Genomic DNA, 23054 nt, shown 5'->3' with positions numbered 1-23054 from the left:
GTATAGCAAGCCGCCGTGGCGCGCAACTGGCCGAACACAGGGGATGTCGATGCAACGCTGGAATGGATGGGGAGACGAGAGCATCACGTATGCGCTGAGCGAGGACGCGCTGGCCTTCCTGGGCGAGCGCCTGGGGCCGGGCAGCGCCATCGTCGACGCCACCTTCGACGACGCCTGCGCGCAAGTGCCCGCTTCGCGCCTGGCGCCGCATCCGCTGATCGACACCCAGCCTGCCACGCGCGTGCGCCATGCGCTCGGTCAAAGCCTGCCCGACTGGTTTAAATTACGCCATGGCCGCATCGGCGCCGTGCCTGATGGCGTGGCCTTTCCCGACAGCGCGCTGCAGGTGCGCCAGCTGCTCGCGTATGCGCGCCAGGCCTGCGTGGCCGTGATTCCCCACGGCGGCGGCACCAGCGTGGCCGGGCATTTGACGGTGGCGGCGGGGCCGCGCCCCGTGCTGGCGCTCAGCCTCGCGCGCCTGTGCGCGCTGGGCCACCTGGACCGCGAAGCGCAGCTGGCCACGTTCGGCGCGGGCGTGTATGGCCCCGACCTGGAAGCGCAGTTGCGCGCGCATGGCTACACCCTGGGCCACTATCCGCAATCGTTCGAGTATTCGACCTTGGGCGGCTGGATCGCCACGCGCTCGTCGGGCCAGCAATCGCTGCGCTATGGCCGCATCGAGCAATTGTTCGCGGGCGGCGAAGTGGAAACGCCGGCCGGTACCTTGAGCATTCCCACCTTTCCAGCTTCGGCGGCCGGCATCGACCTGCGCGAAATGGTGCTCGGCTCCGAGGGCCGGCTGGGCATCGTGACGCAGGCGACGGTGCGCGTCTCGCCGCTGCCCCCTTATGAAGCGTTCCACGCCGTGTTTTTCGCCGACTGGGGTCAGGCGCAAGCGGCCGTGCGGGCGCTGGCCCAGTCGCGGCTGTCCTTGTGCATGCTGCGCCTGTCGAATGCGCTGGAAACGCAGACCATGCTGACCCTGGCCGGGCACAAGAAGCTGGTGGGACTGCTGGAGCGCTATCTGTCGCTGCGCGGCTGCGGCGAAGGCAAGTGCATGCTGATGCTGGGCGTCAGCGGCGAAGCCGGGCCGGCGCGCGCGGCCCTGCGCGGGGCCTTGGCGCTGGCGCGGCGGCACAAGGGCGTGCACGTGGGACGGCACATGGGCGATAAATGGAAGCAGGGGCGCTTTCGCAACGTCTACCTGCGCAACGGCGCGTGGGAACACGGCTACGTGATCGACACGGTGGAAACGGCCGTCGACTGGCCGCGCGTGGCGCACATGATGGCGGCGCTGGAGCAGGCGGGCACCAAAGCGCTGGCGCAGCACGGCGAGCAGGTGCATGCGTACACGCATTTGTCGCACGTGTACGCGCAGGGCGCCAGCGTCTACACCACGTATGTCTATCGGCTGGCGCCCACCTTCGAGGAAAACATGGCGCGCTGGCGCAGCCTGAAAAACGCGGCCAGCGCTGCCATCGTCGCCAACGGCGGCACCATCAGCCACCAGCATGGCGTGGGCACCGATCACGCGCCGTGGCTGGCGGCGGAAAAGGGAGAGCTGGGCATCGCGGCCATGCGCGCGTTGCTGCGCCAGTTCGACCCGCAGGGCATGATGAATCCCGGCAAACTGCTGCCTGACCTTGGAGACCGATTGTGAACAGGGCGGAGCTGCCTGGCCTCCTGGCGCGCGAGTGGGACATCTTGATCGTCGGCGGCGGCATCACGGGCGCCGGCATCCTGCTGGAAGCGGCGCGGCGCGGCTTGACGGCGCTGCTGGTGGAGCAGCGCGATTTCGCCTGGGGCACGTCGAGCCGCTCCTCGAAGCTGGTGCACGGCGGCTTGCGCTACCTGAAGCAGGGACAGTTCGCGCTGACGCGCGAATCGGTGCATGAGCGGCAAGCCTTGCTGACGGATGCGGCGGGGCTGGTCGAGCCGCAGGGCTTTGCCTTTGGCGATTACACGGGCCGGAAGCCGGGGCGGCGCCAGTTCATGCTGGGCCTGGCCATCTATGACGTGATGGCGGGCCGGCGCGCGCGCCGCTATGTCGATGCGGCGGATTTCGCCATGCTGGCGCCGCATGTCAACCGCGATGGGCTGCGGGGCGGCATGCTGTACCAGGACGCCAAGACGGACGATGCGCGCCTGGTGCTGCGCGTGCTGCAGGAGGCGCGCCGCCATGGCGGCGTGGCCGTCAATTACTTGGGCGTGGCATCGCTGCTGCGCGACGATGGCAAGGTCGCCGGCGCCACCTTGAACGATGCGGTCGATGGCCGGACACTTACTGTGCGCGCGCGCCTGGTGATCAGCGCCACGGGCGCTTGGGCCGACGGCTTGCGCGGCCAGGTGGGAGAACAGCCGAAACTGCGGCCCCTGCGCGGCAGCCATCTGCTGCTGCCGGCCTGGCGCCTGCCGCTGGCGCAAGCCGTCAGCCTGATGCACCCGCACGATGGCCGCCCCGTGTTTGCGTATCCCTGGGAGGGCGTGACCCTGGTGGGCACCACCGATGTCGACCATGGCGCCAGCCTGGACCTGGAGCCGGCCATCACGCGCGGCGAACTCGATTATCTGCTGGCGGCGCTGCGCTGGCAGTTCCCGCAGCTGGCGCTGGGTGAAGACGATGTGCTGGCCACGTTTGCCGGCGTGCGCCCCGTGATCGACAGCGGCCAGCTTGACCCGTCGAAGGAAGCGCGCGAACATGCGCTATGGCTGGAAAACGGCTTGCTGACGGTGGCGGGCGGAAAATTGACGACGTTTCGCGTGATTGCCCTGGACGCATTGCGCCGCGCCGCCCCGCTGCTGCCGGGCTGGCAGGCGGATTTGCGCCCCTTGCCGATCTTTGACCCGTCGCCGCCCTTGTCGGGCAAGGCCTTGGCGCTCGATGGCGAGCAGCGCGCACGCCTGCTGGGGCGTCATGGCGCGGCCGCGCAAGCGCTGTGCGATGCGGCACAGGAGGGCGAACTGGCGCCGGTTCCCGGCACGCAGACTTTATGGGCGCAGCTGCGCTGGGGCGCGCGCAACGAAGACGTGCAGCACCTGGACGACTTGCTGCTGCGGCGCACGCGCCTCGGTTTGCAGCTGGCCGGCGGCGCGCTTGCTATCATGCCGCGCCTGCGCGCCATCTGCCAGCAGGAACTGGGCTGGGACGATGCGCGCTGGGAGGAAGAACAGCAGCGCTACCTGGCCCTGTGGCGCCGCCATTACAGCGTGCCGCAAGGCGAATGAAGCAATGATAAAAGCAGCGATAAAAATATAAAAGAGGAGAACATCATCGAAACCACCCTGTTTGGCCAGCCCCTGGCGCTGGGCGACGCCCGCATCACCTATGACAGCCTGTCGCCGCTGGACTTGCGCCAGAGCGTGGACGTCCTCGTCGATGACCTGGGCGAAGACCTGCTGCAAATCACGTGCGCGAATGGCGACATCGTCGACGTGGGCTGGTATCCGGCCTGGAATGCGCAGGGACGCTTGCGCGTGGTGGCTGTGCGGGGGCAGGACTGGGACGCGCCCGTGTTCAGCGCGCAGCCGGACAAGGATCCGCAGGCGCTGCTGCAGGCGCTGCGCGCCGCGCTGGCCAGCGTGGGCTGAGCCATGACGTCCGCAGCGGGCGATGGCCCGTACATCCTCTCCATCGACAATGGCACGCAAAGCGTGCGCGCGCTGCTGTTCGACCGCGATGGCAAGCTGGCGGCCAAGGCGCAAGTCTTCCTGGAAGCGTATTACTCCGACCACCCCGGCTGGGCCGAGCACGACGCCGACGGCTACTGGCAAGCCGTATGCGAAGCGTGCCAGCAGCTGTGGCGCGGTACGGACATAGCCAAATCCTCGGTGGCCGGCGTGGCCGTCACCACGCAGCGCGGCACGGTGGTCAACGTGGATGAACATGGCGCACCGTTGCGGCCCGCCATCACCTGGCTGGACCAGCGCAGCACGCGCGACATTCCCCGGCTGGCTCCGTGGTGGCGCGCCGCCTTCCGCGCCACGCGTCTCGACGGCACGATACGCTACTTCCGCCGCGAGGCTGAAATCAACTGGATCAGCGCGCACCAGCCCGACATCTGGCGCCGCACGCACAAATTCCTGCTGCTGTCGGGTTTTCTGAACCACCGGCTCTGCGGCAACTACGTCGATTCGACGGGCTCGCAAGTGGCGTATATTCCCTTCGACTACAAGCGCCACGCCTGGGCCGGGCGCTTCGACTGGAAATGGCAGGCGCTGGCGATTCGACGCGCCATGCTGCCCGAGCTGGTAACGCCGGGCACGCGCATGGGCACCATCACGGCTGCGGCGGCCGCGGCGACGGGCATCCCGGAGGGTACCCCCTTGCTGGCGGCCGCCGCCGACAAGGCGTGCGAGGTGCTGGGCGCCGGCTGCGTCGAACCGCACGTGGCGTGCCTCAGCTACGGCACCACGGCCACCATCAACACGACCAACCGCAAGTATGTGGAAGTGACGCGCTTCATTCCGCCGTATCCGGCCGCCATGCCGGGCGCCTACAGCACGGAAGTGCAGATATTCCGCGGCTACTGGATGGTCAACTGGTTCAAGGAGCAGTTCGGCGACCGCGAACGGGCGGCGGCCGCCGAGGATGGCACGGGCTTGTCCGCCGAGGCGCTGTTCGACCGCCTCGTCGAGGCCGTGCCGCCAGGCTCCATGGGTTTGATGCTGCAGCCGTACTGGAGTCCAGGCATCAAGGTGCCGGGGCCGGAAGCGAAGGGCGCCATGATCGGCTTTGGCGACGTGCACACGCGCGCACACATCTATCGCGCCATCCTCGAAGGACTCGCGTATGCGCTGCGCGAAGGCAAGGAGCGCATCGAGCAGCGCAGCGGCATTGCCATCACGGAGCTGCGCATCGCGGGCGGCGGTTCGCAAAGCGATGCGGCCATGCAGCTGACGGCCGACATCTTCGGCTTGCCCGCCGCGCGCGCCCACGTGTATGAAAGTTCGGGCCTGGGCGCGGCCATCGCCGCTAGCGTGGGCCTGGGCTGGCATGCGGACTTTCCCGCCGCCGTGCAAGCCATGACGCGCAAGGGCAAGGTATTTCAGCCGGATCCCGGGCACAGCAAGGTCTATGAAAAACTGTACCGGCGCGTGTACCGCAAGATGTATGCGCGGCTGCAGCCCCTGTACCGCGAAATCGCCGACATCACCGGCTATCCTGAAAAGTGAACGGCTAGCGCAGGACGAGCGCTTTCACCGTTTCCCAGGCCGCGCTGCCCGATTGCGTGACGCGCACCTGGTTGCGGCCCCCTTCCTTGGCCACGTACAGGGCGCGATCGGCGGCGACGAACAGCGCTTCGCGGTCGTCCAGCTGGTGCGGGCGGATGGTCGCCACGCCGATGCTGACGGTGATCCACGGCGAGGTGATCGATCGCGGGTGCGGCAGTTGCAGCGCTTCGATGTGCGCGCGGATGGCTGCGGCCAGGTGCAGGGCGCCTTCGGCATCCGTGTCTGCGAACAGCAGGACGAATTCCTCGCCGCCGTAGCGGGCAGCCAGGTCGCCGGGACGTGCGGCGTGCGAGGCGATGGCTTGCGCCACTTGCTGCAGGCAGGTGTCGCCGGCCGGATGGCCCAGGCTATCGTTGTACAGCTTGAAGTGGTCGACGTCGAGCACCACCAGCGACAGGACGCCGCCGCCGCGCACGGCGCGCTGCCATTCCTTTTCCAGGAAGCTGTCGAAATGCCGGCGGTTGGCGATCTGCGTCAGCGGGTCGAGATAGGCGGCGCGTTGCAAGGCGTCTTCCGACTGCTTGTGGTGCGTGATGTCGTGCAGCAGGCCGATATACAGGGGCTGGCGCAGATACATGGGCGTCAGGGTCAGGTCCATGCTCAGCGCCTCGCCGTTGCGGTGGCGGATCGCCACTTCGCGCGTGCCGTGGTTGTGCGCTTTTTCCGGATTGGCCGCGTGCATGGTGAAGTAATCGAGGTATTCCTGCGTCACCAGGGGGCTGAGCAACTCGCCGATGGAGCGCCCGGCCAGTTCGTTTTCGCGGTAGCCCAGGTACTGGTCGCAGGCCGGATTGGTGTACTGGATGCGGCCATCGGCCTCGATGATCAGCAAGCCCTCGGCCATGTTGTTGACGATGGTGCGCAGGCGCTCGGCCTGTTCCTGCTGGGTTTCATTGTTGCTGCGGATTTGCAGCTGGGCGCGCACGCGCGCGCACACTTCGGCCATGCGCAGCGGCTTGCTGATGTAATCGACGGCGCCGCAGTCGAAGCCGGCCACCACGTCTTCCGTTTCCGTCTTGGCGCTCATGAAGATGACGGGGATACCCTGCGTCAGCGGGTGCTGCTTGAGGCGGCGGCACGTTTCGATGCCGTCCATGTCCGGCATCAGCACGTCGAGCAGGATCAGGTCGGGGTGGGCGCGCTGGGCGATCGCCAGCGCCCGTTCGCCGGACGTGGCGACATAGGTTTGATAGCCTTGCTCGCTCATCAGTTTGCGCAGCAGCTCAAGGTTGGCCGGCGCATCGTCGACAATCAAAATGGCGGCCTCGCGCCGCTGGGAATGCTCCACACTGCCTGGACTCATTGCTTCCGGCCTTCTCGATGTACTTTGCGATGCCAGCGATTGCTGCACTTTCGGTGATGCTGACCGGGTTCAAATCTGCGACAGCGGTCAAATCATACCGCCTTGCCAATTTTTTGGGTAAAAAAATCGACGTTGCGCGAGGCGGTAAAACATTATTTTTATGCTATTTTTAAAAATAAATACACGCAATTGCTGTCGTGAAGGCGGGTTTTGGGCGAAAAAGACGCGTACCCCCTGGGGCTGGGTAGCTGGGACACGCCCCGCGGCAGGCGGGGCGTGGGGAGTGCGATTACATTTTTGCGGCGATCAGTTTGCCGAGGATGGCGATGCCTACACGGATGCGTTCCGGCGGCACCGTCACGAACGACAGGCGCAAGGTGTGCGTTTCCGGCGTGTTGGCGTAGAACGGCGCGCCCGGCACGAAGGCGACCTTGTTGGCGATGGCTTCATCGAGCAGTTTCATCGCATCGATGTGCTTCGGCAGGGTAACCCAGATGAACATGCCGCCTTCAGGCTTGGTCCACGTGACGCCGGCCGGGAAGTGCTCTTCCAGCGCCGACAGCATGGCCTGGCACTGGTTGCCGTACAGGCTGCGGATGCTGGGGATATGCCGGTCCAGGAAGCCATCCTTGATCACTTCATGCACGACCATCTGCGTCAGTTGCGACGTGTGCAGGTCGGCCGCCTGCTTGGCCAGTTCCAGGCGGCGCACCAGCGGCATCGGCGCCACCACGTAGCCGAGGCGGATGCCGGGCGTGAGCACTTTCGAGAACGAGCCCATGTAGATCACGCCGTCCGGATTCATGTTGATCATCTTCGGATACGGCTCGCCGCTGTAGCTCAGGGCGCCGTACGGATCATCTTCAATCAGCGGCAGGCCGTGGCGGGCGCAGGTTTCCACCAGTTCCACGCGGCGCGCCACGGACAGGCTGCGGCCCGTCGGGTTCTGGAAGTTCGGCAGCGCGTACAGCAGGCGCGCGCCATCGGCGACGGGGTTGACCGACGACGGCACCAGGCCTTCGTCATCGGTATCGACGGAAACGAATTCGGGACGGTAGACGGAAAACGCCTGCAGGGCGCCCAGGTAGCTGGGGGTTTCCACCAATACCTTGCTGCCTTCGTCGATCAGGACCTTGCCCAGCAAGTCCAGTGCCTGCTGCGAGCCGGACGTCATCAGCACCTGTTCCGGCATGATGGTGCTGCCGTTGGCGGACAGGGAATCGGCGATCCACTGGCGCAGCGGCAGGTAGCCGTCGGTGGGGCCGTATTGCAGGGCGACCTTGCCATTGTTCGACAGGACCTTGTCGAAGGCGGTCTTCATTTCTTCCACGGGGAAGGTGGCGGGCGAGGGCAGGCCGCCGGCAAACGAGATGATCTCGGGACGCTGCGTGATCTTCAGGATTTCGCGGATGAACGAGCTTTGCAGCTGTTCCGCGCGTTCGGCAAAGCGCCATTGGATCGGATTCGGATTTTCAATTTTCATACGAGTCTCACAGAAGATGCCGAGCTGCGCCGGCTGGATTTGTTGGCCCGCTTGTGGCGGTGCGTGCGCAAGCGGCGCCGGATAGGCGTCGCCATGGTGCTGCGGTATTGTACGGCTTGCACGCCGCTCTGCCCATCCGCACGCGCAACGGCGTTGCAAATGGGCGTCAAGGAGCGTTACTTCAGCTTGCGCCCGATCCCCACCACGGCGATCACGGCGCCCGCAAACAGCAGGCTTTCACCCGTCAGGGGTTCGTGCAGCAGCAGCGCCGCGCCCAGCAGGGTGAGGAAAGGCTGCAGCAACTGCGTCTGTCCCACGCGTGCCACGCCGCCCAGCGCCATGCCCCGGTACCAGAAAAAGAAACCGATAAACATGGAAAACACGGAAATATAGGCAAAGCCCAGCCAGGCCGCGCTGCTGGCCTGCGCCATCAGCGCGCGCTGCGGCCAGGCGTTCCACAGCACCACGGGCAAGACAAATGGCACGGCCAGCAGCAGCGCCCAGGAAATCACATGCTGGCCCGGCATGGCTTGCGCCAGGCGCCCGCCTTCGGCATAGCCGAGTGCGGCCAGCAGTACGGCGGCAAAGATCAGCCAGTCGGCCAGGTGGAAGCTGCCGCCGCCCTGGCGCAGCGCGAAGGCCACCACCAGCGCCGTGCCGAGCAGGGCCATCAGCCAGAAGCCCGGCGATGGGCGCTCCTTGCCGCGCAATACGGCAAACACGGCGGTGGCCAGCGGCAGGATGCCCACCAGCACGGCGCCGTGCGAGGCGGGCAGGCTGCGCATGGCGATCGACGTCAGCCAGGGGAAGCCCAGTACGCAGCCCAGCGACACGAGCGCCAGCGGCAGCCATTGTTCGCGGCGCGGCATCGGCGCGCGCTGCTGCCATAGCCACAGTCCGGCCAGGACGGCGGCCACCAAGGCGCGGCCCAGGGCGACGAAGGTGGGGTCGAGTTCGGCCACCGCCAGCCGCGTAAAAGGCAGGGTCAGGCTGAAGAGGGCGACGGCGATCAAGCCCAGCAACAGGCCGGTGCGGTCGGCGCCGAGGTGAGGTGGATGGTTGGAAACGATGGTGCTGGTGTGCGAAGACATGGGATTCCCGAGGCTGGCGTGACAAGGTATGGGCATGGATTAAACGGCCCGATACTGCTATCCTAGGGTGCAATAGCAATACAGTACAAATACACTTCCACGCATAATTTCACATACTGTGACGGCCATATGAGCAATACACTCCCTTTGCTGTCGCGCGTCTCGGGCGAAACCCTGATCGACCAGATCGTGCGCTCGCTGGCGGCGCGCATCGACGACAAGCTGCTGCGCGGCGGTGCGCGCATGCCGTCGATCCGCCAGTGCGCCGCCAGCCTGAGCGTGTCGTGCGCCACGGTGGTGGCCAGCTACGACAAACTGGTGGCGCGCGGCTACCTGGAATCGCGGCGCGGCGCCGGCTTTTTCGTGTGCGAGCGCTCGCCGTTGAACACCCCCTTGCCGCCCGCTGGCGCGCAGGATGCGGCGGCGCAGCCGATGGACGTGGTGTGGCTGATCCGTAACATGTTCCGCCAGACGCCGGCCATCCCCGCGCCAGGCTCCGGCATGCTGCCCGCCGAGTGGCTCGATGGCGACCTGGTGGCGCGCGCCTTGCGCGACGTCAGCCGCCAGCCCGGCAGTTTGCTGCTGGGCTACGGCGCGCCGCAGGGTTTCCTGCCGTTGCGCCAGCAGTTGCAGCTGAAGCTGGCGGGGCTGGAAATCGCCTGTCCGCCCGAGCAGATCGTCACCACGGTGGGCGTGATGCAGGCGCTGGACCTGGTGGCGCGCGAGTTTGCCCGCCCTGGCGAAACGATTTTCGTCGACGATCCCGCGTATTGGCTGATGTTCGGCGCTTTTGCCGCCATGGGCATGAATGTCATCGGCATCCCGCGCCTGGCCGACGGTCCCGATATCGCCGTGCTGGCCGAGCTGGCGGCCTTGCACCGTCCCAGGCTGTACGTGATCAATTCGGTGCTGCACAATCCCAGTTCGACGTCGCTGTCGGCGGCCAAGGCTTTCCAGGTGCTGCGCCTGGCCGAACAGCACGATTTCCTCATCGTCGAGGATGACATTTATTGCGACATGCACCCGGGCGGCGCGGTGCAGCCGGCCACCCGCCTGGCCGCGCTGGACCAGCTGCGCCGCGTGATTTACCTGGGCGGCTTTTCCAAGAGCCTGGCGGCGAACCTGCGCGTGGGCTTCATCGCCACCTCACAGGAGCGGGCGCAGCGCCTGGCCGACCGCAAGATGCTGGCAACGCTCACCACCAGCGACATCGGCGAGCGCGTGGTGTATAAAATCCTCTCGCAGGGGCTGTACCGCAAGCATGCGGAGCGCCTGCGCACGCGGCTCGACAAGGTGCGCGAGGGCACGTACCGCAAGGTCGAGCAGGCGGGCTTGCGCTTCGACCCGGCTTCGGCGGGCATGTTCGTGTGGGCCGATGCGGGCTGCGACACGAATGTATTGGCCGAAAAGGCGCTGGCCGAGGGCCTGGTGCTGGCGCCGGGCAGCCTGTTTTCGCCGCGCCAGCTGCCGTCGACCCGCATGCGCCTGAACCTGGCCACGGTGCAGGACGAGCGCATCTGGGCGTTTTTCGACCGCGCACTGGGGTAAACTGGACATTGCAGGACATTCGGCTGGGGCTCTTGAAATCGCTTGTACCATCCCCAACTCCGTAGAATCCGTCCCATCCACAAGACTATGAGGTAAAAATGGCTGTCTCCGAAAAGCAAACCCTGGGTTTTCAGACCGAAGTGAAGCAAATGCTGCACCTGATGATCCATTCCCTGTACTCGAACAAGGAAATCTTCCTGCGCGAATTGATTTCGAACGCGTCCGACGCGGCCGACAAGTTACGCTTTGAAGCGATCGATAACGACGCCCTGTACGGCAACGATCACGAATTGAAGATCAAGGTCAGCTTCGACAAGGATGCGCGCACCATCACCATTTCCGACAACGGCATCGGCATGACCCGCGACGAGGCGATCTCGCACCTGGGCACCATCGCCAAGTCGGGTACCAAGGAATTCTTCGGCAAGCTGTCGGGCGACCAGCAGCAGGACGCGGCCCTGATCGGCCAGTTCGGCGTGGGCTTCTATTCCGGCTTCATCGTCGCCGACAAGATCACTGTCGAAACGCGCCGCGCCGGCGTGGACGCCTCCGAAGGCGTGCGCTGGGAATCGGCGGGCGAAGGCGATTACAGCATCGAGACCATCGAAAAAACGGGCCGCGGCACGGACATCATCCTGCACCTGCGCGAAGGCGAAGACGAATTGCTGTCGAGCTGGAAGATCAAGTCCATCATCCGCAAATATTCGGACCATATCTCGCTGCCGATCGTGATGCAGAAGGAAGAGTGGGACAACGAGAAAAAAGAAACCGTCCTGAAAGACGAATTCGAAACCGTCAACCAGGCCAGCGCCCTGTGGGCCCGCAACAAGGCCGACATCACGCCGGAACAGTACGACGAATTCTACAAGCACGTGTCGCACGACTTCCAGTCGCCGCTCACGCACACGCACAACCGCGTGGAAGGCCGCAGCGAATACACGCAGCTGCTGTACATCCCGGCCAAGGCGCCGTTCGACATGTGGGACCGCAACAAGCGCGGCGGCATCAAGCTGTACGTCAAGCGCGTCTTCATCATGGACGATGCCGAGCAGCTGATGCCGACCTACCTGCGCTTCGTGCGCGGGGTGATCGACTCGGCCGACCTGCCGCTGAACGTATCGCGCGAAATCCTGCAGGAATCGCGTGACGTGAAAGTGATCCGCGAAGGCTCGACCAAGCGCGTGCTGGGCATGCTGGAAGAACTGGCGAACGCGGATGAGCAGGACAAGAAGGACAAGTACGCCGTCTTCTGGAAGGAATTCGGTCAGGTGCTGAAGGAAGGCATCGGCGAAGACGCGGCCAACAAGGAGCGCCTGGCCAAGCTGCTGCGCTTTGCCTCGACGGCCAACGACAGCGACGAGCAAATCACCTCGTTCGCCGACTACGTGGCCCGCATGAAGGAAGGCCAGGACAAGATTTACTACGTCACGGCCGACAATTACGCCGCCGCCAAGAATAGCCCGCACCTGGAAATCTTCCGCAAGAAGGGCGTCGAAGTGCTGCTGCTGACGGACCGTGTCGATGAATGGATGCTGTCGTTTATCCAGGACTTCGAAGGCAAGGAACTGGTCTCCGTCGCCAAGGGTGGCCTGGACCTGGGCGCGCTGGAAGATGAAGCGGAAAAGAAAGAGCACGAAGAAACGGAAACCTCGTACGCCGACCTGGTGGGCAAGATGAAGACCGTGCTGGCCGACAAGGCCAAGGACGTGCGCGTGACGTTCCGCCTGACCGATTCGCCAGCCTGCCTGGTGGCTGATGAAAACGAATTGTCGGGCAACCTGCTGCGCATGCTCAAAGCTGCTGGCCAGAACGCGCCGGAATCGAAGCCGATTTTGGAAATCAACCCGAACCACCCGCTGGTGACGCGCTTGAAGTATGAAGATGCGGAAGGCGGCAAGTTCGGCGACTGGGCCAACATCCTGTTCGACCAGGCCATGCTGGCTGAAGGCGGTTCGCTGGCCGATCCGGCCAGCTTCGTGAAACGCCTCAACGAATTGCTGCTCAATTCGGCGAAGTAATCGCTTAGCTGCAAACGTCATCAAGCCGGCTCTTTCCTCGTGAAAGGGCCGGCTTTTTTTATGCTACAGTGCGCGATTATTTTATTTTATGGAAAAAGCAATGGCGCATTGCCCGGCATGTGACAGTTCCAACATTCAACGCCTCTCCATGGTGCATGCCTCCGGCATTTCCGGCACCTCTACCCATATGTCGGGCAGGATTGATGGTGATTTCATCCACGGCCATGCGCATACGCGCAGCCAGACCTTGCTGTCACGCCAGGCCGCCGGGCCGACGATGCAGACCCACCAGAAGGCAGGGCTGATCGTGCTGGGCGTGATCATTTTTGTCATCGCCGCCGTCGTCTTTTACCAGGCCGGCGCGAATGGCCTGTTCTGGATCTTCGTGGCAGGGGGCGTCGTCTCCATCGCCTTGTCGCAAACGACCTTCGTCGCCAATTGGGACAAGGAGGCTGCCGCCTTGCAGGACAAATATGCGCGTACCTTCATGTGCCATGCATGCGGCCACCGCTTCATTCCCGTACTCAAGCAGCCATGAAGATCCGGCTGATGGCGGGCCTGGGCGCCCACGCGCTGGGCTGCCTGCTGTTTATCGCCTTGAGCTGGCTGGGTTTTTACCTGTACACGCAGCTGTTTGGCAGCCTCGGCTCGCGCGGCGTGGCCGGCGGCCTGGCGCTGCTGCTGGTGTTTTACGTGTATGCGGGTACCAACCTGGTGCTGGCGCTGCTGCCGCCCGGCAGGGTGAAGCCGCTGCTGTGCGGCTTGCTGGGCGCGGCCGTACTCGCGTATCTGTTGCCCCAGCATCCGCTGCGGGCGATTTACTTTAGCGCGCTGGCGGGCGGCTTGAGCTGGCTGGCCGTGCTGGCCAGCGGGCGTTTAAGCGGATACCTGCGCGGCTGACAGGGCGTTGACAAAGGCGGCGACGGCGACGGTGGCCGCTTCCGGCGCCGCCTGCAGCAGCATGTGCGGCGCGGCGATGTCGGCCAGTTGCGCGCCGGGTGCCAGGCGCAGTATCTGCAGGGCGTTCGCCGGCGGCACCAGACGGTCGTGGCGGGCGCGCAGATACAGCACCGGCAGGCTGCCGCGCGCGAAGCTGCGCGAGGCGTCGGTTTCCAGCACGGCGCGCAGGCGCTGGCGCAGCACGCTGGGAGGCACTTGCGCCAGCGCTGCCGCCAGTTCCGCCTGCAGTTGCGGCGTGGCGCAGGGCACCAGCAGCGCCTGGCGCAGGGCGAAGCCGGGCATGGCGCCAAAGGGCACAAGGCCGAGCAGGTGGCGCAGTGGCGCCAGCATCGGGCGCGGATTGCGCACGAATGAACAGCACAGGATCAGGGCGCGCATGCCGGGCGGCGGATCGGCGCGCAGGGCGGCCCCCAGCGGCCCGGAAAACGATTCGGCCAGCACGACGAAAGGGCGATCCTGCGGCAAGCGCTCGCGCACGAACGCTTCCAGCGCCGCGTAATCGAGTGGCGCGGCCGGATAGGCGATGGCCAGGGTATCGAGGGCGGCCTGCGCGCGCAGGGCGGCGTCAAAGCGGTCGAATAGCCGGGCCGTGCCATCCATGCCGGGCAGGAGGACAAGCAGGGGCGAGGCGTGGGTTGGTGTCGTCATTGCGGCCATCATAGCAGCCGCGCCGGCATATGCGCCGTCCGCCAGCCGCACGGCATGGGCGCTGGCGCCATGCTAGAATCGCCAGCGCGCCCTGCGTGGCCGTAAGAGCGGCCAAATCCCCGACAGACAGAATCATGCATATCATTTTTTCGAATTACCGTACCCTGGGAGGCGCCTTGCTGGCAGCGTCCTGCGTCCTTTCCCAGCCCGCCCGCGCCACGGCGGCGCCCTCTGCGCCAGCCGGGAAAAGCCTGTCCTCCCTGCTGGCCGGCGGCCCCTTGCCGCGCCTGAGCGACGATGCGCAGGTACGCGCCGCCCTGTTCGACTTCTTCGGTTACGCGCGTGGCAGTTACACGGAAGACGATGAATTGCTGCTGGCGCAGGCGCTCGAAGCGATCAGCGAAAAGCGCGACGCCACGCGCAGCGTGCTGGCCGATGGCCGCCAGTTGCTGGCGTCGATGAATGACCGCAAGCAGGGCCGCGAACGGGGTGCCATGCTGCTCGACAAGCGCGGCGCCATCATCGCTTTTGGTCTCGTCAACGGGCATTGCCACCTGGAGGGCCAGCCGCTGGCGAAAGTCTGCAATCCCGATCCGAACGCGGTGTTGACGGTGTTCCACCGCAAGGGCATGCTGGTCGGCGAAGCGGCGCCCCTGCTGGCCTGGGCCCGGCAATTGCCGCCCATGCTGGCGCTGATCGCGGGCGACAAGGAAGCGGGCGCCGACGGGCAAAAGATCGCCAGCGTCGAATATGTGCTGGCGCAGCCGGCCCTGCCGGGCTGGAACCGCGCCCAGCTGCCGCCCGCCTATCCGCCGGCGCTGCTGCCGCTGCTGCTCGATAAGTCCACGGTGCTGACGTCGGCCGGCGCCGGCGTGTTTGCCTATCCCCTCACCTTGAAGGGCAAGAAACAGAACAATGTGCTGGACCATGCCGAAGGCCGCCCGCCGCGCGATTTGGAAGTGGCGCTGCGCAGCTATGCCAGTTTCGACACGGTGGTGGAGCGCTACCGCCAGCTGGCCAAGGGCGCCAGGCTGCAGCGCAACGAGCGCACGGCCTACCTCGATGGCGACATGGGACAGGGCAGCTATCGCGTCTACATCCGCAACACGGGCGCGGATGGCGTGATGATCGACGTGGCGCTGTGGCAGCGCAAGCTGGCGGCCGGCCGCTGATTTCAGCCAGGGCGCGCCGGTTCGTAGCCCAGTTGTACCAGTTGCGCGGCGATGGCGTCGTCGCGTGTTTTCCTGCCGGTGCGCAGGCGCGCATGCGTCAGGGACGCGGGCAAGCCATGCGCCAGCAATGCGTCGATGTCGAGCATGGTCTCGGATGCCGACAATTGGCGCAGGGCAGGCAAGGTGGCGAGGCCGGGCAGGCTGTCGAGCGTCTTGCAGGTGTGCAGGTTCAGGCGTTCGAGCACGGGATTGGCCCCCAGCGCGATCTGCCGCAGCTTGATCTGGTCTTCCACCCATAGCGCCTGCAGCAGGGGGAAGCGGCCGATATCGCCCAGCGTTTCCAGGCCGCGCACGCGTATCACTTCCAGTTTCTTCAATAGCGGCGCCTCGATGTGGGCGAGCGATTCGCGGCCGCCCAGCTGCAACAGCAGCCTGTCCAGGCGGCCCATCTCCGAGATGAAATCCAGCGGCACCTTGTTCTTGATGCGGTACAGCGACAGCTCGTGCAGCGCCGGCAGGCCGGCCAGGGTGTCGATGCGCTGGTGGTGGCCTTCGAGGACCAGGCTGGCCAGGTGCGTATAGTGGTGCAGGGGTGCCAGGTCGATATTGTTCTTTGCCGACTCGCCCAGGTGCAGGTATTCGAGGCCGCGCAAACTCTCCAGCTGCAGGATGTCGGCTTGCGCCAGTTCGTACACGCCCAGGCTCAGGCGCTTGAGATGCCGCAGTTCGCCCAGCGCTTCCAGATGGATGGCTTGCCGGTGGTAATCGATGGACAGGCTGGCCACATGCGGCAGCGCGCGCAGGATGCGGGCATCGAACACCCTCGGGTCATAGCCGTAGATGCGGATGGTCAGCGCCGTGCCGCAGGTGGCGGCCAGGGCGTCGAGGTCGGCCAGCAGCGGTTCCGGCTCGGCCAGGGTATTGAACTGCACCAGCACCTGCTTGCCAGCGGCAATGGCGGCGCGGATCGCCACGGCGTCGATGCGTTCGGGGTTCTGGATGCACTGCGGCCGTTCTGCTTGCGTCATCGTCACAATCCTATGGGGTAGGTTACCTGCCTGGGGGGCGGACAGCCTTCCGGGCCCGGGAACGTCTGCTTGCCCGTGTCATCGTAGCGCTTGCCGCAATCGACGAGCACGCGCTTGCGGAAGGTGTAGATGCTGGCCACCTTGCCGTTCGGGTGGTAGCAGATATTGTCGCCGTCGCGGTCGGCCGACGCGTAGCTGTTCATGGTCTGGCCATTCACCGTGCGCGTGCTGTGGCCGCTGCGCGGCTCCGTGCATTTGAGCTGGCCGCTTTCGTAATACACGTTGAAGACGGAGGTGTCGGCGGCACGGTCGACCAGCAGTTCGTCCTTGCGCTTGCCGTTCGGGTAGTTCTCGTATCCTTCCTGGCGCTGGCCGTACTGGAAGGTGTAGTAAGACTGTGGCTTGCCGTCCGGGTAGTACATGTGGTGGTACTCGCACACGTCGTCGCGCGTGCTGCCGTACTCCTTGAAGGTGCAGCGGTGGATGTCGTTGAGCAGCTGGCCGTCCTCATAGTATTCGCGCAGGTGCGTGAGCAGACGGCCCTGATCGATGACGGCCAGGCGTTCCGGCTTGCCGTTCGGGTAGTAGCGCGCATCCAGCCCCTGCTTCTTGCCGTTGTCCCACAGGGTATCGAGGCGCAGGATCTTGCCGCTGTCGTCGAACGCCTGTTCGCGCCCATCCAGTTGGCCGTTGCGGTAGGTGGCCGTGTAGACCACGTATTCCTTGCCCGCCGGGCCAAGATAGCGCGTGCGGCTGCCATCGAGCACGCCGGCCTGGTAGTGGTCGCGCACGCGCAGCGCGCCTTGCGCATCCGTGTCGACCGCCTCGCCCTGTTTTTTGCCCTGCACAAAAGTGACGCTCTGCGTGACCTTGTCCTTGAGCCTGAGTTTCCACGGCCCGTCGCGCAAGCCGTCGATGAAGCTGCCGTCGCCGTCTTCCGTGATCCACGCGCCATGGCGCGCGCCGTTGACGTAGTTGCCGCGCGTTTGCAGCTTGCCGCCCATGCTGCGCTCGTGCGGGCCATTGAGCTGGCCGCCCGTGTAGGTGTCGAAGCCCGTCACTTCCTCTGCATCGGCATAGTTGACGACCGTCCAGCGGCCTTCGCGCTTGCCGGCCCGGTACATGCCGCTCTCGCTCTGCCTTGGATAATCGAAGCGCCACAGGCCTTCCTGCAAGCCGTTGACGAAATGTCCCTTTTCGCTGCCTTCGTGCATGCCTTCGCGTACCCACAAGCCCTGGCGCTTGCCCTTCACGTACTGGCCTCGTTCGACCACCGAACCGTCGTCCCAGGCCAGGCTGTAAATGACGGACGGGCCGTCTGCGCTGCCCGTGAACTGCCGCGGCGCCGTTTCCCATGTCACTTGCCACAGGCGGTAGTTGGGCAGGATGCCCGCGCCCGCGTCGCTGTACAGGGTGTAGCTGGCCGTCAGGTAGTGGTCACCTTTTTTCAGGAAGGTTTTCTTGTAGGTGATGGCGTCCTTGCCGCCAGCGGCCAAGGGTTTGCCGTCATCGCTGTAGTAGCCGACGATGGTGCCTTGCGTATGGTCGATGGCGTCGAAGTCCGCATTGCCGCTCTTGCCCCGGGCGACGCTGTAGTCCATCGGCGCCAGCTTGGCCAGCGCGGCCTTGACCTGGCCCGCGTTGGGACTGGCGCTTTGCGCCGCGATGCGGTTCAGGGCCGGCTGCAAGCCATCGAGGCGCCGGTATTTGCCGGAACTGCGGTGGTAGCGGTAGGCGCGCAGGCCGTTCTTGTCGCCCTGGCGGAACAGCACCAGCATGGTTTGCACGCTGTCGTCCGTTTCCTTGTCCAGCGAGGCGTAGAAGACGGAACGGATGACGGCATTGCCGAACTGGTCGAGAAAAATCGGTTTCGCGCTGCCGCTCTTGCACTCGCAGTAATAGCCGTTGACGCCATCTTTTTCCTTGAGGAAGGCGATATCGAAGCCGCTGTCCTGGGATGCGCTGATGGCGGGATGGGCGAGGCTCTTGCCTTCATAAAAGGGCGCGCCGTGGGCCAGCGCGGAGCAGAGGAGCAAGGGCAGAAGCAGACGTTTCATCGAGTGGCTGGCGCCGGGGCGCCGCAATGGAAAGGCCACGATTCTGCCTGCGTTCTTACTTGTGGGCAAATATGCGCCTATCGTGCGCAGGTGCGCGCCCTGCGTGTCAGGGTTGGTGCGCGGCGCAGAAGTCCAGCAGCAGCTGCTCGCCGTCCGGCCACGGGCCGTAGCCGGCGTCGCCGTTGATATGGCCGGCGTCGCCGATCATGGTGAAATCGCTGCCCCAGGCGGCGGCAAATGCGCGTGCGCGCGCGAAGCTGACGTAGGGATCATCGCCGCTGGCGACCACCAGGCTGGGGAACGGCAAGGCTTGCAGCGGCATCGGCGCAAAGCCCGTCGTGCCGGACGGGTAGGACGGCGCTTCCACATCGCTGGGGGCGACGAGGAAGGCGCCGGCGATCCTGTGCGGCGAGCCGCTGGCCGCCCAGTGGGCCACCAGCGTGCAGGCCAGGCTGTGCGCCGCCAGCACGGGCGGGCGCTCGCAGGCGGCGATGGCGCGGTCGAGCTCCGCCACCCATGCGTCCTTGTCCGGCGTCTGCCATTCCCCGTGCGGCACGCGCGACCATTGGGGGTGGCGCGCTTCCCAGTGGGTTTGCCAGTGCTGCGGCCCCGAATTCCACAGGCCGGCCAGGGTCAAGACGAGAGGCGACATCGATGCTCCTTGAGGTTATAACTCCGTGCGCAGGGCGAACAGTTCAGGGAACAATACCACGTCGAGCATCTTGCGCAAATAGCTCACGCCCGCCGTGCCGCCCGTGCCCGTCTTGAAGCCGATGATGCGCTCCACCGTCGTCACATGGCGGAAGCGCCAGAAGCGGAAGGCCGTTTCCAGGTCCACCAGCTTTTCGGCCAGCTCGTACAGGGCCCAGTGTTTCGACGGGTCGCGGTAGACTTCCAGCCACGCCGCCTTGACCGAGGCGTCGGAGGCGGTCGGCAGGGTCCAGTCGGCGTTCAATCGTTCGGCGGAGATGGGCAAGCCGCTGCGCGCCAGCAGCTTGATGGCTTCATCGTAGACGGAGGGCGCGCGCAGGGCGGCGTCGAGCACCGCATAGGTTTCCGGCGCCGTCGTATGCACGTTGAGCAGGGCGGCGTTCTTGTTCCCCAAAATGAATTCGATTTCGCGGTACTGGAAGGATTGGAAGCCGGACGAGGCGCCCAGGTAGGGGCGGATGGCCGTGTATTCGGGCGGCGTCATGGTGGCCAGCACGTCCCAGGCATGGACCAATTGATCCATGATGCGCGCCACGCGGGCCAGCATCTTGAAGGCGGGCGCCAAATCGCCGCTTTGCAGGTTGGCGCGCACGGCGTGCATTTCGTGCAGCATCAGCTTCATCCACAATTCGCTCGTCTGGTGCTGCACGATGAACAGCATTTCGTTGTGGTTCGGCGACAGCGGATGCTGGGCCGTGAGGATGCGGTCCAGCGCCAGGTAGTTACCGTAGCTCATAGATTCGCTGAAATCCATCTGCGCGCCATGCCACTGCGCGTCCTGGGCGCCGGCATGCATGGGGCAGCCGCTGGTGTTTTCCTTGTTCATAGTCTTGTCGTCGCTCATGGGATGGTTCAGGTGACCGCATCGCGCTTGGCGGCGATGTCATAGGCTTGGGTATCGAGGATGTCGCGCAGGATGTCCACGGCATCCCATACGTCGGCAAAGCTCGTATACAGGGGCGTGAAGCCGAAGCGCATGATGGCCGGTTCGCGGTAGTCGCCGATCACGCCGCGCGCGATCAGCGCCTGCATCACGGCATAGCCGTGCGGGTGCGTGAAGCTGACCTGGCTGCCGCGCCGCGCGTGTTCGCGCGGCGTGACGAGGCCCAGCGGATGGCTGGCGCAGCGCTGCTCCACCAGCGCGATGAACAAATCCGTCAGGGCCAGCGACTTGTGGCGGATGGCTTCCATGCTCGTTTGCGCAAAGATGTCGAGGCCGCATTCGACCAGGGCCAGCGAGAGTATCGGCTGCGTGCCGCACAGGGCGCGGGCAATGCCGTCGGCGGGCGCGAAGCCCGGATCCATGGCGAACGGCGTGGCGTGGCCCCACCAGCCGGACAAAGGCTGGCGGAAGCGCGCCTGGTGTTTTTCCGGCACCCAGATGAAGGCGGGCGAGCCTGGGCCGCCGTTCAGGTATTTATAGGTGCAGCCGACGGCCAGGTCGGCGCCGGCGCCGTTCAGGTCCAGCGGTACGGCGCCGGCCGAATGGGCCAGGTCCCACAGCGCCAGCGCGCCGTGCGCGTGGCAATGGCTGCTGATGGCGGCCATGTCGTGCTGGTAGCCGGTGCGGTAGTTGACGTGCGTGAGCATGGCGACGGCGCAATCGGCATCGATAGCTTGCGCCAGTTCCTCGGGGCTGTCGACCAGGCGCAGCTGGTAGCCGCGGTCCAGCCAGGCGGCCAGGCCCTGCGCCATGTACAGATCGGTGGGGAAGTTGCTGCGTTCGCTGACGATGATGCGTCGCGCGGCCTGCGCCGGGTCGCTGGCCTGCATCTGCAGGGCGGCGGCCAGGGCCTTGAACAGGTTGACGGAGGTGGTGTCGGTGATCACCACTTCGCCTGTGCCGGCGCCCAGCAGCGGGGCCAGGCGGTCGCCCAGGCGCTTGGGCAAGTCGAACCAGCCGGCCGTATTCCAGCTGCGGATCAGGTCCGTGCCCCATTCGGCCGTGATGACGTGCTGGGCGCGGGCCAGGGCCGCTTTCGGCCGCGCGCCCAGGGAATTGCCATCGAGGTAAATCACGCCTTGCGGCAAGTCGAATTCCTGGCGCAGGCGCGCCAGGGGATCGTCGAGGTCGCGCGCGCTGCAGTCATGTCGAGAAATCATGGTGGCTTTCATATTGATACTTGTCTGAATGGCATGATATTGCTTGAGGCTTAAAGTATCACGCGGAAGTGGCAGTGTAGCAAATCCCCGTCGCAAAACGTGTTTCCTGGCATGGGCAGGCGGCGAAAAAATGCCAGCTTGTGGGGCGTCAACGAAAAAAATCACGATTTTTAAAAATATTTTCAAATAGCCCTAAAGTTTTGCCAGGCGCCGCCGTCAACGATTACATGAACAGCGTCAAACCGACGGAAAAAGAATGCAGCTTTTTTAAATATTTTTCAAAAAAGCCCTAAAGTTCCTGCCAAGGCAGCCGTTATCTAGGTAGACAGGCTTGATTCTTATCAAGTTGTTGTAAAAAAGTGATATTTTTTACAGGCCAAAAGTCGGGCAAATCCGGCACAGAGCCAACCTCCCACATCCGCGCCGTTGCTGGCGTGCGACCATGATCGAGCAGTGTTTGTCAGACAAACACCTACGATCCCATCCGCTATTTCCCGACCAAAAATACAGCGCTTTGCCTCTGTTGCGTTTAATGTTGCTCCTGCAGAATGTATCTCACTGGCAACACACAACGCCAGCTGAATTCAACGGATTGAGGAGATGGAAATGACTGCTAACGATATGATGGCTGAGATTCGCGACGCTAACCTGAGCTACCTGATGCTGGCCCAGCAAATGATTCGTGCGGACAAAGTAACGGCCATCTTCCGTTTGGGCATTGCCGCCGAAATCGCCGAACTGATCGAGGGCATGAGCAATGCGCAGATCCTGAAACTGGCAGGCGGCAACATGATGCTGGCCCGCTTCCGCTTCGACGACAGCGCCATCCTGGGCATGTTGACGAACTACAATAAAGACCGCTCGCTGGCCCAGTCCCATGCTGCCATTCTGATGGCCGGCCAGGGTGTCGAAGAAATCGCTTAAGGTTCCCATCAAAACGTCCATGGCGGTGTTGCATTGCCTCGCCGTACATTTGTACTGTCTTCGGCAACGCGCCTTGCCCTGAACATTTTTCTGGCAACCTTGTTAGGCAGTATCAGTCAGTATCAGTCAGTAGTGGAGTACACAGCATGGCCAAGAAAAGTGTCGTATCGGAAGCGCAGGAAATCCAGCTGGCCATCGAATTGATACAGCTGGGCGCCCGTTTGCAACTGCTGGAGACCGAAGTCTCGCTGTCGCGCGAACGCCTGCTGAATCTGTACAAGGAATTGAAGGGCGTCTCGCCGCCCAAGGGCATGCTGCCGTTTTCCACCGACTGGTTCATCACCTGGCAACCGAATATCCATTCCTCGCTGTTCATTAATATCCACAAATTCCTCGTCGACCACGCCGGCGCTACCGGCATCGAAGCCGTGATGAAGGCATATAAGCTGTATCTGGAGCAGATGCCGCCCGAAGCGGGTGAAGAGCCCCTGCTGTCGCTGACGCGGGCCTGGACCCTGGTGCGCTTTTTCAGCAGCAAGATGCTGGACATGGCGCCCTGCGGCAAGTGCGGCGGCAAATTTGTCGTCAACTGCCTCGACCTGAACGCCGATTATGTGTGCGGCCTGTGCCACATGCCTTCGCGTGCCGGCAAGACCAAGAAGGCGCGCGATGAAGCAGCCGCTGTCGCGCCGCCGGGCGTCGCCGCTTGATGCTGCTTCAATAGCTGCCCGAATAATAGCCTCAGTGAAAACCGGAGCGGTCGCCAGACCGGACTC

Annotated in this window: 20 protein-coding genes; 11 read left to right on the top strand and 9 right to left on the bottom strand. The window is 64.7% G+C overall.

Annotated elements, in window-relative coordinates:
• The first annotated feature begins 49 nt into the window (after positions 1-49).
• The 4 genes from O3300_RS15130 to O3300_RS15115 all read left to right on the top strand — a co-directional run bounded on the left by O3300_RS15130 (position 50) and on the right by O3300_RS15115 (position 5172).
• Positions 50-1660 (top strand): FAD-binding oxidoreductase, encoded by a 1611-nt coding sequence (locus O3300_RS15130; protein ID WP_305053411.1) that lies wholly within the window; start codon positions 50-52, stop codon positions 1658-1660.
• Positions 1657-3225 carry a glycerol-3-phosphate dehydrogenase/oxidase gene (locus O3300_RS15125; RefSeq protein WP_305053410.1) on the top strand — a complete coding sequence of 523 codons (1569 nt, stop codon included), beginning with the start codon at positions 1657-1659 and terminating at the stop codon, positions 3223-3225. The genes O3300_RS15130 and O3300_RS15125 overlap by 4 nt, the downstream gene beginning before the upstream one ends.
• A 135-nt stretch (positions 3226-3360) precedes the next feature.
• On the top strand, positions 3361-3588 hold the full coding sequence (locus O3300_RS15120) for a hypothetical protein (RefSeq protein WP_099664769.1): 228 nt from the start codon (positions 3361-3363) through the stop codon (positions 3586-3588).
• A 3-nt stretch (positions 3589-3591) separates the two neighbouring features.
• Entirely contained in the window at positions 3592-5172 is a 1581-nt protein-coding gene (locus tag O3300_RS15115; RefSeq protein ID WP_305053409.1) for an FGGY-family carbohydrate kinase, read from the top strand.
• A gap of 4 nt (positions 5173-5176) precedes the next feature.
• Here the strand turns inward: O3300_RS15115 and O3300_RS15110 are convergent, their stop codons facing one another.
• The 3 genes from O3300_RS15110 to O3300_RS15100 all read right to left on the bottom strand — a co-directional run bounded on the left by O3300_RS15110 (position 5177) and on the right by O3300_RS15100 (position 9109).
• Positions 5177-6535 carry a diguanylate cyclase domain-containing protein gene (locus O3300_RS15110; RefSeq protein WP_305053408.1) on the bottom strand — a complete coding sequence of 453 codons (1359 nt, stop codon included), beginning with the start codon at positions 6533-6535 and terminating at the stop codon, positions 5177-5179.
• A 289-nt stretch (positions 6536-6824) separates the two neighbouring features.
• Entirely contained in the window at positions 6825-8018 is a 1194-nt protein-coding gene (locus tag O3300_RS15105) for a PLP-dependent aminotransferase family protein (protein WP_251351887.1), read from the bottom strand.
• A 176-nt stretch (positions 8019-8194) separates the two neighbouring features.
• Complete coding sequence (locus tag O3300_RS15100; RefSeq protein ID WP_289899155.1) at positions 8195-9109, bottom strand: DMT family transporter; 915 nt, start codon at positions 9107-9109, stop codon at positions 8195-8197.
• A gap of 129 nt (positions 9110-9238) precedes the next feature.
• On the opposite strand from O3300_RS15100, the gene O3300_RS15095 reads away from it, so the two are divergent.
• The 4 genes from O3300_RS15095 to O3300_RS15080 all read left to right on the top strand — a co-directional run bounded on the left by O3300_RS15095 (position 9239) and on the right by O3300_RS15080 (position 13575).
• Positions 9239-10657 carry a PLP-dependent aminotransferase family protein gene (locus O3300_RS15095; RefSeq protein ID WP_305053407.1) on the top strand — a complete coding sequence of 473 codons (1419 nt, stop codon included), beginning with the start codon at positions 9239-9241 and terminating at the stop codon, positions 10655-10657.
• A 98-nt stretch (positions 10658-10755) separates the two neighbouring features.
• The gene (gene htpG / locus O3300_RS15090) at positions 10756-12675 is read left to right on the top strand and encodes a molecular chaperone HtpG (protein ID WP_305053406.1); all 1920 of its coding nucleotides are present in this window, start codon (positions 10756-10758) and stop codon (positions 12673-12675) included.
• Positions 12676-12823: 148 nt separating this feature from the next.
• A complete protein-coding gene (locus O3300_RS15085) occupies positions 12824-13213 on the top strand; it encodes a hypothetical protein (RefSeq protein ID WP_251351884.1) in 390 nt (129 codons plus the stop codon).
• Entirely contained in the window at positions 13210-13575 is a 366-nt protein-coding gene (locus O3300_RS15080; protein ID WP_305053405.1) for a hypothetical protein, read from the top strand. Before O3300_RS15085 ends, O3300_RS15080 begins: the two co-directional genes overlap by 4 nt.
• On the opposite strand, the gene O3300_RS15075 is transcribed toward O3300_RS15080, so the two are convergent.
• Complete coding sequence (locus O3300_RS15075) at positions 13552-14283, bottom strand: alpha/beta fold hydrolase (RefSeq protein ID WP_305053404.1); 732 nt, start codon at positions 14281-14283, stop codon at positions 13552-13554. The two genes, O3300_RS15080 and O3300_RS15075, sit on opposite strands and share 24 nt — an antisense overlap.
• Before the next feature lie 134 nt (positions 14284-14417).
• Here O3300_RS15075 and O3300_RS15070 point away from each other — a divergent pair, with 134 nt between their 5' ends.
• A complete protein-coding gene (locus O3300_RS15070) occupies positions 14418-15455 on the top strand; it encodes a hypothetical protein (protein WP_305053403.1) in 1038 nt (345 codons plus the stop codon).
• A gap of 2 nt (positions 15456-15457) precedes the next feature.
• On the opposite strand, the gene O3300_RS15065 is transcribed toward O3300_RS15070, so the two are convergent.
• The 5 genes from O3300_RS15065 to kynU all read right to left on the bottom strand — a co-directional run bounded on the left by O3300_RS15065 (position 15458) and on the right by kynU (position 21354).
• Positions 15458-16483 (bottom strand): hypothetical protein, encoded by a 1026-nt coding sequence (locus tag O3300_RS15065; RefSeq protein ID WP_305053402.1) that lies wholly within the window; start codon positions 16481-16483, stop codon positions 15458-15460.
• Positions 16484-16485: 2 nt separating this feature from the next.
• Complete coding sequence (locus O3300_RS15060; protein ID WP_305053401.1) at positions 16486-18540, bottom strand: toxin-antitoxin system YwqK family antitoxin; 2055 nt, start codon at positions 18538-18540, stop codon at positions 16486-16488.
• A gap of 106 nt (positions 18541-18646) precedes the next feature.
• The gene (locus O3300_RS15055) at positions 18647-19192 is read right to left on the bottom strand and encodes an alpha/beta hydrolase (RefSeq protein ID WP_305053400.1); all 546 of its coding nucleotides are present in this window, start codon (positions 19190-19192) and stop codon (positions 18647-18649) included.
• A 15-nt stretch (positions 19193-19207) separates the two neighbouring features.
• A complete protein-coding gene (gene kynA / locus O3300_RS15050; protein ID WP_099664756.1) occupies positions 19208-20095 on the bottom strand; it encodes a tryptophan 2,3-dioxygenase in 888 nt (295 codons plus the stop codon).
• An 8-nt stretch (positions 20096-20103) separates the two neighbouring features.
• Positions 20104-21354 (bottom strand): kynureninase, encoded by a 1251-nt coding sequence (kynU, locus tag O3300_RS15045; protein ID WP_305053399.1) that lies wholly within the window; start codon positions 21352-21354, stop codon positions 20104-20106.
• A 606-nt stretch (positions 21355-21960) separates the two neighbouring features.
• Here kynU and flhD point away from each other — a divergent pair.
• A complete protein-coding gene (gene flhD, locus O3300_RS15040; RefSeq protein WP_034758381.1) occupies positions 21961-22278 on the top strand; it encodes a flagellar transcriptional regulator FlhD in 318 nt (105 codons plus the stop codon).
• 146 nt (positions 22279-22424) lie between these two features.
• A complete protein-coding gene (gene flhC / locus O3300_RS15035) occupies positions 22425-22988 on the top strand; it encodes a flagellar transcriptional regulator FlhC (protein ID WP_099664754.1) in 564 nt (187 codons plus the stop codon).
• Positions 22989-23054 lie beyond the last annotated feature (66 nt).

The sequence above is a fragment of the Janthinobacterium sp. SUN206 genome (genome assembly GCF_030587305.1).
Taxonomy (GTDB): Bacteria; Pseudomonadota; Gammaproteobacteria; order Burkholderiales; family Burkholderiaceae_D; genus Janthinobacterium; species Janthinobacterium kumbetense.
This window is presented reverse-complemented; position numbering and strand designations above follow the sequence as displayed.